General features: G+C 74.2%; 12 protein-coding genes. 4 read left to right on the top strand and 8 right to left on the bottom strand.

Annotated elements, in window-relative coordinates; genetic code table 11:
* Positions 1 to 135: 135 nt before the first annotated feature.
* The 5 genes from ACMA1D_RS03340 to cutA all read right to left on the bottom strand — a co-directional run bounded on the left by ACMA1D_RS03340 (position 136) and on the right by cutA (position 5864).
* Positions 136 to 1425, bottom strand: coding sequence for an NAD(P)/FAD-dependent oxidoreductase (locus ACMA1D_RS03340; protein WP_414722335.1), 1290 nt, complete (start codon positions 1423 to 1425; stop codon positions 136 to 138).
* 269 nt (positions 1426 to 1694) lie between these two features.
* On the bottom strand, positions 1695 to 3203 hold the full coding sequence (locus ACMA1D_RS03335; RefSeq protein ID WP_414722334.1) for a deoxyguanosinetriphosphate triphosphohydrolase: 1509 nt from the start codon (positions 3201 to 3203) through the stop codon (positions 1695 to 1697).
* A gap of 407 nt (positions 3204 to 3610) precedes the next feature.
* Complete coding sequence (locus tag ACMA1D_RS03330; RefSeq protein ID WP_414722333.1) at positions 3611 to 4066, bottom strand: MarR family winged helix-turn-helix transcriptional regulator; 456 nt, start codon at positions 4064 to 4066, stop codon at positions 3611 to 3613.
* A gap of 84 nt (positions 4067 to 4150) precedes the next feature.
* Entirely contained in the window at positions 4151 to 5161 is a 1011-nt protein-coding gene (locus ACMA1D_RS03325) for an adenosine deaminase (RefSeq protein WP_414722332.1), read from the bottom strand.
* A 328-nt stretch (positions 5162 to 5489) separates the two neighbouring features.
* Entirely contained in the window at positions 5490 to 5864 is a 375-nt protein-coding gene (cutA, locus tag ACMA1D_RS03320) for a divalent-cation tolerance protein CutA (RefSeq protein WP_414722331.1), read from the bottom strand.
* 269 nt (positions 5865 to 6133) lie between these two features.
* Here cutA and ACMA1D_RS03315 point away from each other — a divergent pair, with 269 nt between their 5' ends.
* Positions 6134 to 6478: a cupin gene (locus tag ACMA1D_RS03315; RefSeq protein WP_414722330.1), complete on the top strand. Its 345-nt coding sequence runs from the start codon at positions 6134 to 6136 to the stop codon at positions 6476 to 6478.
* A gap of 305 nt (positions 6479 to 6783) precedes the next feature.
* The gene (locus ACMA1D_RS03310; RefSeq protein WP_414722510.1) at positions 6784 to 7158 is read left to right on the top strand and encodes a DUF4259 domain-containing protein; all 375 of its coding nucleotides are present in this window, start codon (positions 6784 to 6786) and stop codon (positions 7156 to 7158) included.
* A gap of 169 nt (positions 7159 to 7327) precedes the next feature.
* On the opposite strand, the gene ACMA1D_RS03305 is transcribed toward ACMA1D_RS03310, so the two are convergent.
* Positions 7328 to 7759: an ATP-binding protein gene (locus ACMA1D_RS03305; protein WP_414722329.1), complete on the bottom strand. Its 432-nt coding sequence runs from the start codon at positions 7757 to 7759 to the stop codon at positions 7328 to 7330.
* Positions 7760 to 8047: 288 nt separating this feature from the next.
* Between ACMA1D_RS03305 and ACMA1D_RS03300 the strand changes: the two genes are divergently transcribed.
* Complete coding sequence (locus ACMA1D_RS03300; RefSeq protein WP_414722328.1) at positions 8048 to 9016, top strand: helix-turn-helix domain-containing protein; 969 nt, start codon at positions 8048 to 8050, stop codon at positions 9014 to 9016.
* 258 nt (positions 9017 to 9274) lie between these two features.
* On the opposite strand, the gene ACMA1D_RS03295 is transcribed toward ACMA1D_RS03300, so the two are convergent.
* Complete coding sequence (locus tag ACMA1D_RS03295) at positions 9275 to 10396, bottom strand: AraC family transcriptional regulator (protein WP_414722327.1); 1122 nt, start codon at positions 10394 to 10396, stop codon at positions 9275 to 9277.
* A gap of 103 nt (positions 10397 to 10499) precedes the next feature.
* On the opposite strand from ACMA1D_RS03295, the gene ACMA1D_RS03290 reads away from it, so the two are divergent.
* Entirely contained in the window at positions 10500 to 11363 is an 864-nt protein-coding gene (locus tag ACMA1D_RS03290; RefSeq protein ID WP_414722326.1) for a hypothetical protein, read from the top strand.
* A 77-nt stretch (positions 11364 to 11440) separates the two neighbouring features.
* On the opposite strand, the gene ACMA1D_RS03285 is transcribed toward ACMA1D_RS03290, so the two are convergent.
* Entirely contained in the window at positions 11441 to 11803 is a 363-nt protein-coding gene (locus ACMA1D_RS03285) for an ATP-binding protein (RefSeq protein WP_414722325.1), read from the bottom strand.
* Positions 11804 to 11875 lie beyond the last annotated feature (72 nt).

Raw genomic sequence — 11875 nt, 5'->3', positions numbered from 1 at the left:
ACGGGAGCCCGCGGCGCGGCGCCGGTGAGCTGCGTCGCCCCGCCGCTCCGCCGCACCAGGCGCACGGGCCCGGCGCTGCCGGACGGTCCGCCCGGTGGGACGGTCCGTCCGGCGGCGGGGCCCGCTCGCCCCGCGCTACGGGACCAGGGTCTCCAGCGGGACGGACGGGTCGGCCAGGGCCTGCGGGTCGAGCGGGGTGCCCGAGCGGATCAGGTCCTGGATCGGTCCGGTGACGTCCCACACGTTGACGTTCATGCCGGCCAGCAGTCGCCGGTCGGCGTCCAGCCAGAAGGCGATGAACTCCCGCTTGCCCACGTCGCCGCGGCACACGACCTGCGCATAGCTGCCGGGCGGCGCGTACCCGGAGTACTCAAGACCCAGGTCGTACTGGTCGGAGAAGAAGTACGGCACCCGGTCGTACGCCACCTCCTGCCCGAGCATGGCGCGGGCCGCGGCCGGGCCGCCGTTGAGCGCGTTGGCCCAGTGCTCGACGCGCAGCCGCGCCCCGTCGGGCAGCGCGGCCGGGAAGTGCGGGAGCGGGAAGGCGGCGGCGTCGCCCGCGGCGTAGATGTCGGGGTCGGAGGTGCGCAGCCCGGCGTCGACGGCGATGCCGCCGCGCGAGGGCCCGTTGCGCGGGGCGATCTCAAGACCTGCGGCCTCGGCGAGCGCGGTGCGCGGGGCGGCGCCGATGGCGGCGAGCACGGCGTGCGCCGGGTGCTCCTCGCCGTCGTCGGTGTGGACCGCGAGCACCATGCCGTCCTGCCCGGTGATCTCGGTGAGCCGGGCGCCGAAGTGGAAGCGGACGCCGTGCGCGCCGTGCAGGTCGGTGAAGAGGGCGCCGAGTTCGGGGCCGAGCACCGTGTGCAGCGGACCCTGCTCGGGCTCGACAACGGTCACCTCGGCGCCGTAGCCGCGGGCGGCTGCGGCCACTTCCAGGCCGATCCAGCCGGCACCGGCGATCACCAGGTGCCCGTTGTCGCGGCCGAGCTGGGCCAGTACGCCGCGCAGCCGCTCGGCGTGGGCCAGCCGGCGCAGGTGGTGCACGCCCGCCAGGTCGGTGCCGGGGATGTCGAGCCGGCGCGGTTCGGCGCCGGTTGCCAGCAGCAGCCGGTCGTAGTGGATGCGGGTGCCGTCGCCCAGTTGCACGGCCTTGGCCTCGCGGTCCAGGTGGACGGCGGGCTGCCCGAGGTGGAGTTCGATGTCGGCCTGGGCGTACCAGGCGGGTTCGTGGACGAAGACCGTGTCGCGCTCCTGACTGCCGCTGAGGTACCCCTTGGACAGGGGTGGGCGTTCGTAGGGGTGGTCGCGCTCGTCGCCGACCAGGATCACGCGGCCGGTGAACCCCTCGGCCCGGAGTGTCTCGGCAGCCTTGGCGCCGGCAAGACCCCCTCCGACGATGACGAACGTTTGATGTGCGTCGACCACTTGTCGCCTCCTCGCTCGCGCGCGGTACGCCTGCGCCCGGGTGTTCCGGGCACGCCTGTGCGGGTGTATGCCCATCGGTACACCCACCATGAACCCCTGGTGTACACCTGGTCCTCCCGGCCAACAGGGAGGGTCCCGCACCGAGCGGGCTGCGGGAAGGGGCACTACGCCGGACGGGCCAGCGCCGCTACCGCCCGGCCGGTTGCCGCGCACGGGCCGGGCAGGCCGGCCGACACCCTGGTTGACCTGCGCTTTCGTACGGGTTCTCGTCAGCGCCCGGCGGTCAGCCGGGCGTGCAGCGAGCGGGCTGAAGCATCGGTGAGCGAAGCGATCTGGTCGACGATGACGCGTAGGCGCGCCGCGTCGTCGGCGGCGCCCGCGAACAGCGCCCGGAACTGCGGGTCGAGCCCGTGGGGGGCGCGGGCGACGAGCGCGGCCCCGAGTTCGGCGATGACCACGCGCTGGTCCGCGCGCAGTCGCGCCTGGTCGGGGCGTTGCATGACGTACCGGTCGGCGACCGCCTTGAGCACGGCGCACTCCAGGCGGGCGGTGCACGGTACGACGAGGTGGGCGCGGTAGCGGGTGAGCGGGCCCGGGCCGTGGGCGGCGCGGGTGGCCTCCTCGGCTGCCAGGCAGAATCGACCGATGAGCTGGCTGGTGGCGTCCTTGAGGCGGGCCTGGGCGAGGGCGGTGCCGTCGTAGCCGTGCGGCCACCACTCCTGGTCGAGCAGCCGGTCGAGCGCGGCGGCGAGTTCGGCGGGCTCGGCGCCGGGGGCGTAGCGGTCGGCGGCGACGGCGAAGACCTCGCGCCGCTCGGGCTCGGCGAGCAGGACGGCCGGGTCGAGGTGGCCGGCGTGCAAGCCGTCCTCGACGTCGTGGACGGAGTAGGCGACGTCGTCCGACCAGTCCATGACCTCCGCTTCGAAGCACCTGCGGCCGGGGGCCGCGCCCTGCCGGAACCAGTGGAAGACCGGCAGGTCGTCCGGGTAGACGCCGCACTTGGGCGAGGCCGGGTCGGTGGGGTGGCCGCCCGGTGGCCAGGGGTACTTGGTGGCGGCGTCCAGGGCCGCGCGCGTGAGGTTGAGGCCGACGCTGGCCGGCTCGCCCGTCGCGGGGTCGGTACGGAACCGCTTGGGCTCGATCCGGGTGAGCAGCCGCAGCGACTGGGCGTTGCCCTCGAAGCCGCCGCAGTCGCGGGCGACCTCGTGGAGTGCGCGCTCGCCGTTGTGCCCGAACGGCGGGTGGCCGAGATCGTGCGCCAGGCAGGCCACTTCGACCAGGTCGGGGTCGCAGCCGAGCGCGGCTCCGAGCTCCCGGCCGACCTGGGCGCATTCCAGCGAGTGGGTCAGTCGGGTGCGCGGGCTGGCGTCCCACGGCTGGCCGCTGTCGCCGGGCGTCACCACCTGGGTCTTGCCGGCGAGCCGGCGCAGCGCGGCGGAGTGCAGCACCCGGGCCCGGTCCCGCTGGAAGGCGCTGCGGCCGGGCCGCTTGTCCGGCTCGGGCGCCCAGCGTTCCAGGTCAGCGGCCGAGTAGCCGGGTACGGCCGGGGCGGCCTCGGGGCCGGGCGCGGCCGGGCCGGCCGCGGTGGTCACAGCAGCCCGGCCGCCGGTCGCTGCCGACGGGGGCGCCCCGGGTCCGGCGCCGGGAGCGGCGCCGGGGGTGGTTGGTACGGGCCGGTTCGGCGGGCGGTCGGCCCCGGCGGCCCGCCCGACCGGTTCCGGCCGATCGGGGGCGGGCGGCGGGGTGCCGTCGGACGCGGGCGGTGGGGTGCCGTTCATACCCCGACCGTAACCGCCTCGATCAGGCCATTGTGAGGTGGTTGGGGGCGGAAGTGCGGGCAGGCAGGGGAGGGGGAGCCGGGATGGGGTTGCGGGGCGCGGGGTGAGGTTGCGGGGGCGCGGGCCCGTCCCCGGGGTGAGTCGGCCGCGAACCGACCCGCCCCGGACAGGCCCGCCCCGCCCGCCGCCTGCTCCCCCGCGTACCAGCCGGGCCGCCGCCGGGCCGGTCCCGGAATCCGTACGGGCCGGTGCGCGGGAGGCGTACGGGCCGGCCCCGGGACGCGTACGGGCCGGTAGCCGGGCGGGCGGGAGCGCCGGAGCTCGGGCCCGTACGGCCGCCGGTCGCACGGCGGGAGCGGTCAGCGGTCAGCGGTCAGCCGTGCAGCAAACGGCGCGCCGGTGGCGCATCAGTGGTGCCACGCCTTGCCGCCGGTGTTGTGGATCATGCGCTGGAGCACCTTGATCGTGGTCAGGAACTCCGCGTCGGTGACGCCGTCGTGGATCGTCGCGCGGTTGGCGTCCTGGATCTCGGCGGCCTGGGTCAGGAGGGCGGTGCCGGTCTCGGTGAGCTGGAGCCGGCCGGCGGTGTCCGGCGCGAGCAGCCGACGCTCCAGCAGGTCGTCGATGTCCGGTTGCAGCTTGTCGCCGATGCCCAGGTAGCCCTGGAGCACGGCGGTGATCTCGTCCCTGGTCCGCCCCGTCGGGCTCTGACCCACCTGGTTCAGCGTCCACCACTGCGGTTGGCTGAGCCCGACGTCCGCCAGGCTGGCCCGGATGAAGGTGACGACCGCGTCGCTGGCGGCCCAACTCCAGTAGCCGATCGGTTGCTTGACCAGTTCTTCGTCGCTGTGTGAGAAGTCCATGGCCCCGACCGTAGAAGTTGAACCATTGTTGAGGTCAACCGGTGCGACGCAGGTCACACGGGGCGCGGCCGGGGTCCGGGCGGCTCAGGGTCGGTGGGCGTCCACCTCGGCCAGGTAGCCGGCCCTGGTCTCCTCGTCGATGAAGGCCGCGAGGAAGGAGTTGCGGGCCAGGGTGCGCAGCGCCGCCTCGTCGAGGCCGAGCGCATCGCGTACGGCGGTGTAGTTGTCGCCGACGTAGCCGCCGAAGTACGCGGGGTCGTCGGAGTTGACCGTCACCCGCAGCCCGGCGTCGAGCATGGCCGGCAGGGGGTGGTCGGCGAGGTCCTCGTACACGCGCAGTCGCACGTTGGACAGCGGGCAGACGGTCAGCGGGGTCTGGTCCGCGACCAGCCGCGCCACCAGCGCCTCGTCCTCCAGGCAGCGCACCCCGTGGTCGATCCGGTCCACGCCGAGGATGTCGAGCGCCTCCCACACGTATCCGGGCGGGCCTTCCTCGCCCGCGTGCGCGACGCACTTGAGGCCGGCGGCCCGGGCCCGGGCGAAGACCTCGCGGAACTTGGACGGCGGGTTGCCCACCTCCGCCGAGTCCAGGCCGACCGCGGTGATCCGGTGCAGCCAGGGGCGGGCCGCCTCGAAGGTGGTCAGCGCCGACTCGGCGCTCTCGTCGCGCAGGAAGCACATGATCAGCCGGGTGGTGATGCCGTACTGCTGCGGCGCCTCGTCCAGGGCCCGGGACAGCCCGTCGATGACGGTGCCGATGGGCACCCCGCGCGCGGTGTGCGCCTGCGGGTCGAAGAAGATCTCGGCGTGCCGCACGCCCTGCGCCCGCGCCCGCGCGAGGTAGGCGTGCGCCAGCTCGGCGAAGTCGTCCTCCGTGCGCAACACGGCCATCAGCGCGTAGTACAGGTTGAGGAAGGACTGGAGGTCGGTGAAGGAGTACGCGGCGCACAGTTCGTCCTCGGACGCGTAGGGCAGCGCGACGCCGTTGCGCCGGGCGAGCGCGAAGGCCAGTTCCGGTTCCAGCGTGCCCTCGATGTGGAGGTGGAGCTCGGCGGTCGGGAGGGCGGACGCGTGCTGGTCGGGCTGGTCGGGCATGGCACCTGTTCCTACTGCTGACTGTTGCTGTGCTGGCTTGTGTTGGCTGTTGCTTGTGTTGGCTGTGCCGGCTGTCTCGCTCTACGAGCGGTGGGCGGCCCGTGACGGGGCGGGCGCCGGCCGCGGTCGCCGCTCGGTTCACGGTCGCCACTACGGCCCTGAACTGCGGAAACGCCCTGCCAGCGTAACGCGGCCGGCGGGCCGGTCGCCCTCGGTCAGCGCGGTGCCACCGGCCCTGAGCACGGCCGTGCCGTCTGCCCTGAGCCGGGCGGTGAGCCGGGCGGTGAGCCGGGCTGCGAGCAGCGGCCCTGCGCGGTGGACCGCTCGCTCACTGCGGCTGCGTCTCGTCGTGCACCCACGCCAGGTACGCCGGGTCGCCGTGGCTGACCGGGGTCGCGATGATCTCCGGCGTGTCGTAGTCGTGCGCGGCGCGCAGATGGGCGGCGAGCGCGTCGAACCGTACGGCCGTCGTCTTCAGCAGCACCTGCCACTCGCGCTCGCTGACCACCTCGCCCTGCCAGCGGTAGACGGAGGTGACGGGCCCGCTGATCTGCGCACAGGCGGCGAGCCTGGCGGCGATCGCGCCGCGGGCCAGCGCATCCGCCTTCTCCCGGGCGTCGATGGTGGTCAGCACGGTGAGGACGGCGGTGGGGGCGGCTTCGCCCGCGGGCGTACGGGCGGGGTCGGCGGTGTTCTCGGCCACGGTGTACGGCTCCTTCGGCTCGACTCGGCTCGACTCAGGTCTGCTCGGCCCGGCTGGCGGGCGGACGAACGGGCGGCCCGGCGGGTGGCGACGCTCGCGCGCCGGGGGGCCCGCCCCGTGCGCCTGTCCGACGGTCCCGTGCGCGGCGGGGTGGCGGCGTCCGCGCGGCATGCGGGCCCGGGCACGGGGTACCACGGTAGCCGCGCGGGCCACCCCGGCCCGGGGTACCGTCAAAACGGACACGTGGAGTTGGAAAGGCAGGACGGTCCATGGACGACCTCACCGCACTCGCCCGGGAACACCTCGACGCGGCGCGGACGGAGACGCACGGGCGCAGCGCCCATCTGGTGCTCAAGGACGGCCCCCTGCGACAGAGCCTGATCGCGCTGGTCACCGGCGTCGAACTGGACGAGCACAACGCCCCGCCCGCAGCCAGTCTCCAGGTGCTGCACGGCCATGTGCGGCTGACCGGCCGCGAGAGCGGCGACCAGGACCTGATCGCCGGCCAGCTCCAGGCCATTCCGCACGAGCGGCACTCGCTGCGCGCCGTGGAGGACTCGGTGGTGCTGCTGACGGCGGTGACCGCCACCCCCGAGTGCACACACGAACTCTGAGCCCTGAGCCCTGAGCCCTGAGCCCTGAGCCCGTCCGGCTGGCCGCGGCTGCGTCCGTCCCGTACGGCCGCGGCCCGGCCGGCGCCGTTCCCTCGCCCCGCCCCTCCCCCCGGCCCGCCGTCTCCGGGCGGCGACCCCCACCCCTGTCCCTGCCGTCGCCTGCGTACGTCCCGTACGCCCGTGGCACTGCTACGGCACGGCGCCGGTGCGGCCCCGCAGTGGCACGGACACCTGATTGTCAGACCCCCGTGCTGAAGTAGATGACGTACGCGATGCGGGCACAACGAGCGGTCAGTGGGGGCGTCATGGGCACCTGGGGCAGTGGGAACTTCGACAACGACACGGCGGCCGACCACCTGTCGCTGGTGATCGGCCGGCTGGTCGGCGAGGTCGCGGAGGCGATGTCGGGCGACCTGGTGGAGATCGAGCCGGACGAGTACTGGGGCAATGCCGTCCCGTGCCACCTGGAGCTGTTGTACGCGCTGGCCAGCGCCGGTTATGCGGCCGAGCACCTGCCGAAGCCCGAGGTCATCGAGGGCTGGAAGCGGGACTTCCTGGCGGTGTGGGAGCGCACGATCGACTGGCTCGAACCATCGCCGGACTTCAAGGAGGAGCGGCGCACCGTGCTGATACGCACCTTCGACCAGTTGGCCGGGGCCGCGCAGGACGCCGGCCGCTGACGGCGGGCTGCGTCCATCGGGTAGGGCGCCCGTCGGTGTAGCGCCCGTCGGGGGGACGTGCGAGGTCGCCCGGGGGTTTGGGCGGCTGCCCGTGGGGCGCCCGCAGGTCGGGCCAACCGTGGGCGGGGCGGGGCGCGCAGCGGGGGCCGTTCCGCGGGGCGGGCCCGGGCTAGCGGGGCAGGTGGACGGTGCTCGTCTTGCCGCGGCCGTCGGCGTCGGCCACCACGCGCAGGCCGCCGCCCGACTCCTCGGCCAGGGCGGAGACGATGGCCAGGCCACGGCCGCCGCAGCCGTCGGCGTGGGCCTCGGTGCGGGGGGCGGGGATGGCCGGGTGCCGGTCGTGCACGGCGACGATCAGCGCACCGCGCGTCAGCGTGAGCGCGATGTCGGACATCGGTGAGGTGATCGCGGCGTGCCGGACGCTGTTGGTGACCAGTTCGCTGAGGATGAGCAGGGCGGCCTCGGCGAGTGCGTCCTCGTCTGGGGTGAGCCATTCGGCCAGCAGGGTGCGCGCCTCGCGTCGCGCCCTGGGCACGGAGGCGGCGACGGTCGGCAGACTGAAGCGTCTCTGGGCCAGGCCAGGCGTTTTCGTGACGGTCATAACGCCGGGTTCACATCCCTCACGTTCCTCACGCGTCCCTTCCTGCGGCCGGCCGGCGCCCCTGGGCGACCCGCGGTCGTCGGTGCGCACGTCGTTCAGGCGATGCGAGCGGCTCTGCTCAACGGTCTGGACCAATCGCCAAGTGGTTGGCCCAGATCTCCACGGCCAGGATGAATCGGGCAGATGGAATCCCGTGCACCGTAGCGTGGATGCCCATCCTCCGGAATGCCGAAAGCTAGACGATGGCCACAACTAGCCGCCCGCGCCTGGCCTTCCTATGCTGGGCCGATGCCGGACGCGCTGCTGGAACCCGTGGGTCTCGGCGCCATCGAGAGCGCCCTCTACCTCCGCGTGCTTTCCACGCCCCGATGTACGACGGCACAGCTCGCCGAGGCCGTCGGGGCGACCCCCGCCCAGGTGCGGCCCGGGCTGCGGCGACTGGTGGAGGCCGGGCTGATCTCCCGGATCGCCGGCCGCCCCGCCCGGTACACCGCGGCCCCGCCCGGCGTTGCCTTCGACGCGCTCGCCGACCGCCGGCACCGTGAGCTGGAGGAGCTGCGCGGCCACATCCGCGAGCTGGCCGTGCGCTTCCAGGGCGCGACGGCCAGCGGCCCCGGGGACCTGATCGAGCTGGTCGAAGGCCCGCTGGCGATGCGGGACCGGGTGGAGCAGCTCCAGCTCGGCGCCAAGCGGGAGATGCTGGTGATCGACTGTCCGCCGTACTTCAGCGCGACCGCCAACGAGAACCCCATCGAGGACCAGTTGTTGCGGCGCGGCGTGGAGTGCCGGGTGATCTACGACGCCGCCGCGCTGGAGATGCCGGGCCGGATGGAGTTCGTCTGGGCCTGCGTCGCCAAGGGCGAGCAGGCCCGCAGCCTGCCGTCGGCCCGGCTGAAGATGCTGGTCGCCGACCGCTCCAGCGCCATGATCCCGCTGGTCTTCGAGGCCGCCGAGTCCTCGGCCGCGATCGCGGTGCGCCCCTCTCCGCTGCTCACGGCCATCGTCACCTGCTTCGACCTGCTGTGGGAGCGGGCGGCGCCGATCGGGGTCAGCGCCCCGTCCGACAGCCCGCTGGACGAGCGGGACCGGGAGTTGCTGAGCATGTTGGCCAGCGGCATGAAGGACGCGGCGATCATCCGTGCGCTCGGCATCACCCAGCGCACGATGACCCGCCGGGTGGCGCAGCTCATGGCCCTGCTGGGCGCGCAGACCCGCTTCCAGGCCGGCCTCCAGGCGACCCGCCGCGGCTGGCTGTGACCCGGGCCCGCGCCTCCGCCTGAAACCCGGGCCCATCGCCGGGCTCCGGGGTCGCCCCCGCCTCCGCCGTCGGTGAGCTCCGGGTCCGGCCCGGTACGACCATGCTCGTACCGCTCGTACACCGCCGGCTCGTAACTCCGGGCCCATGCGCCCGGGCCGGTCCCGTGCCTCCGGGCCCGTGCGCCTTCGAGCCCACGCCTCCCGGCACAGGACCGCGGGCGCAACGTCCGCACACCCGCCGGCCTCCGGCGGCCCGGGTCAGGGCTGGGGCGCCGTCGCGCGGGGCCTGGACGGGCGGCGGGCGGCCTCGGGCGGCGGTACGACGACGGCCTCCGGACGGCCCCCGGCCCCACGACCTGCGGCGGGCCGCAGGCCCACCCGAGCCCGAGCCCCGGCCCCGGCCGACCCCGTCGGGGGCGGGGTGAGCGGCCCCGGCTGAGTGCGTTGTTCGCCGGCGCGGTAGGCGCTCGGGCTCACGCCGCGGACCCGTTTGAAGGCCACGCTCAGCGCGAAGGCGTTGGCGTACCCGACCCGGCGGGCGGCGCCCTCCACCGTCATGTCCGGCTCGCGCAGCAGGTCGGCGGCGAGTGCCATCCGCCAGCCGGTGAGGTACGTCATCGGCGGCTCGCCCACGAGCCGGGTGAAGCGGCGGGCCAGGGCCGCCCGGGACACCCCGGTCTTCGCGGCGAGTTCGGCCACCGTCCACGGGTGCGCCGGGTCGTCGTGCAGCAGTTGGAGCGCACGCCCGACCACGGGATCGCTCTGCGCCCGGTACCAGCCGGGCACCTCGGCCTCCGGGCGGGCGAACCAGGCCCGCAGCACCGAGATCAGCAGCAGGTCGAGCAGCCGGTCGAGGACGACCTGTTGGCCGGGGGCGTCGCGCGCCACCTCCTCGGCGACGAACGGCATCAGCGGGCACTCCCAGCACTCCTCGGTGAGCACCACCAGCGGCGGCAGCGCGGCCAGCAGCCGCTCCCCCACGTCGCCGGGGAACTGGTACTCGCCGCTGAGCAGCAGCGCCGACCCGGTCCGGTTCTCCCCGTACGTCCGCACCCCCAGCGTCAGCGCCTTGCTGACGTCCTCGCCGGTCGGCGTGGTGCAGAAGTCCTCGCTGTGCACCAGCACCTGGGGCGGGGCGCCCGGGCGGTCGGAGAGGGTGTACGGCTGCGGGCCGCGCACGATGGCGATGTCGCCGGCGCGCAGCGCCACCGGCGCGCTGCCGTCCCCGGGCGCGATCCAGGCGTCGCCGCGCACCATGGTGACCAGCGCCAGCGGCGTGCCGTGCAGGAAGCGCAGCGACCAGGGCGGGGTCAGGATGGACTGGTGGAACAGGGCGCCACGGGCCCGTGCCCCGTCCAGTAGATCGGCGAGCGCATCCATGGCGTCAGGGTAAACGTACAACTGTCCACGGCGTGGACGGACGGACATGCCGTCGAGCCTTTCAGCCATGGTCCCGTGCCTGGTGCACCGGTTGACTGACGGCATGACAGAGAACGACGTGCTGCGTGACGCAGACTTCTTGGTGGTGGGCGGTACCGGCAAGACCGGTCGCCGTGTGGTGGAGCGGCTGCGGGCGCGCGGGGCGGCGGTGCGGGTGGGTTCCCGGTCCGCCGAGGACGGCCGCACCCGTTTCGTCTGGGAGGAAGAGGACACCTGGGGCCCGGCGCTGGAGGGCGTCGGCGCGGTGTACCTGGTGCCGCCGGGCGAGTTGAGGAGCCCGAGTTCGGCGGAGTCGGTCAAGGCGTTCGCGGCGCGGGCGGTGGCCGCCGGGGTGCGCCGCATCGTGCTGCTGTCGGCCCGCGAGGACGGCGAACTGCTCGACGGCGAGCGCGCTGTGCAGGAGTCCGGGGTCGCTGAGTGGACGATCCTGCGGCCGAGTTGGTTCGCGCAGAACTTCAGTGAGGACTTCTTCTACCGTCCGATTCTCGCCGGTCAGGTGCGGATTTCGACCGGGGACGGGCTGGAACCGTTCATCGACGTCGAGGACATCGCGGACGTGGCGGTGGCGGCGCTCACCGACGAGGGGCACGCGGGCGAGATCTACGAGCTGTCCGGGCCGCGGCTGCTGACGTTCGGCGACGCGATCGCGGAGATCGGGCGGGCCGCCGGGCGGGAGCTCAGCTACGTGCCGCTGAGCGAGGAGGAGTTCACCGCCGAGTGGACGCAGCTCGGTACTCCGCCGCCGCTCATCGCGGTGTTGAACCGGTTGTTCGGGATCATCAGGGACGGCCACAACGCCCATCTGTCGGACGGCGTGCAGCGGGCGCTCGGCCGCGAGCCGCGCGACATCGCCGAGTACATCGAGGCCACCGCGGCCACCGGGGTCTGGGCGGAGCCGAAGGCGTAGCCGACCGGCGCCGCGGGCGCCGGGACTCGGACACGGGGCGGGCCCCCGCCACGTCGGCGGGGGCCCGTTGCCACGGTCTAGGCGCGGGTGCGTGCGGCCCGCTCCAGGTCGAACTCCGCCCATACGTCCTTGCCGACGGTGCGCTCCCGCACGCCCCACCGGGTGGCCACCGCGTCCACGATCAGCAGTCCGCGGCCGAACTTGTCCTCGGCCGTCGGCTCCCTGGTGCGCGGCAGTTGTTCGCCCTTGGGGTCACTGACCGCGATCCGCAGCACCACGGGCGTCAGGGTGAGCTGCACCCGGAACAGCCGGCCGCGCAGCGCCCCGTGCAGGACGGCGTTGCTGGCCAGTTCCGAGACGATCAGGCCCACGTCGTCCACGAGCGCGGGCCACCCCCATTCGGCGACGACCCGCACGGCACGCTCCCGGGCTCTCGGCACGCTTTTCGGATACGGCGTGTAGTCGAAGCGGTCGTACGCCACGGGGGGTTGACCGGTATCGCCTACGAGACC

Origin of the sequence: Streptomyces sp. 796.1 (genome assembly GCF_047525675.1) — a bacterium.
Classification (GTDB): domain Bacteria; phylum Actinomycetota; class Actinomycetes; order Streptomycetales; family Streptomycetaceae; genus Streptomyces.
Note: the sequence above shows the minus strand (reverse complement) of the source record. Positions and strands in the feature narration are given on the sequence as shown.

Excerpts from the sequence above, each read along its gene's own strand:
- ACMA1D_RS03330 (WP_414722333.1), bottom strand. The coding sequence starts at position 4,066 with ATGGACTTCTCACACAGCGACGAAGAACTGGTCAAGCAACCGATCGGC.
- ACMA1D_RS03295 (WP_414722327.1), bottom strand. The coding sequence starts at position 10,396 with ATGGATGCGCTCGCCGATCTACTGGACGGGGCACGGGCCCGTGGCGCC.
- ACMA1D_RS03300 (WP_414722328.1), top strand. The coding sequence starts at position 8,048 with ATGCCGGACGCGCTGCTGGAACCCGTGGGTCTCGGCGCCATCGAGAGC.
- ACMA1D_RS03335 (WP_414722334.1), bottom strand. The coding sequence starts at position 3,203 with ATGAACGGCACCCCACCGCCCGCGTCCGACGGCACCCCGCCGCCCGCC.
- ACMA1D_RS03310 (WP_414722510.1), top strand. The coding sequence starts at position 6,784 with ATGGGCACCTGGGGCAGTGGGAACTTCGACAACGACACGGCGGCCGAC.
- ACMA1D_RS03325 (WP_414722332.1), bottom strand. The coding sequence starts at position 5,161 with ATGCCCGACCAGCCCGACCAGCACGCGTCCGCCCTCCCGACCGCCGAG.
- ACMA1D_RS03305 (WP_414722329.1), bottom strand. The coding sequence starts at position 7,759 with ATGACCGTCACGAAAACGCCTGGCCTGGCCCAGAGACGCTTCAGTCTG.
- ACMA1D_RS03315 (WP_414722330.1), top strand. The coding sequence starts at position 6,134 with ATGGACGACCTCACCGCACTCGCCCGGGAACACCTCGACGCGGCGCGG.
- ACMA1D_RS03290 (WP_414722326.1), top strand. The coding sequence starts at position 10,500 with ATGACAGAGAACGACGTGCTGCGTGACGCAGACTTCTTGGTGGTGGGC.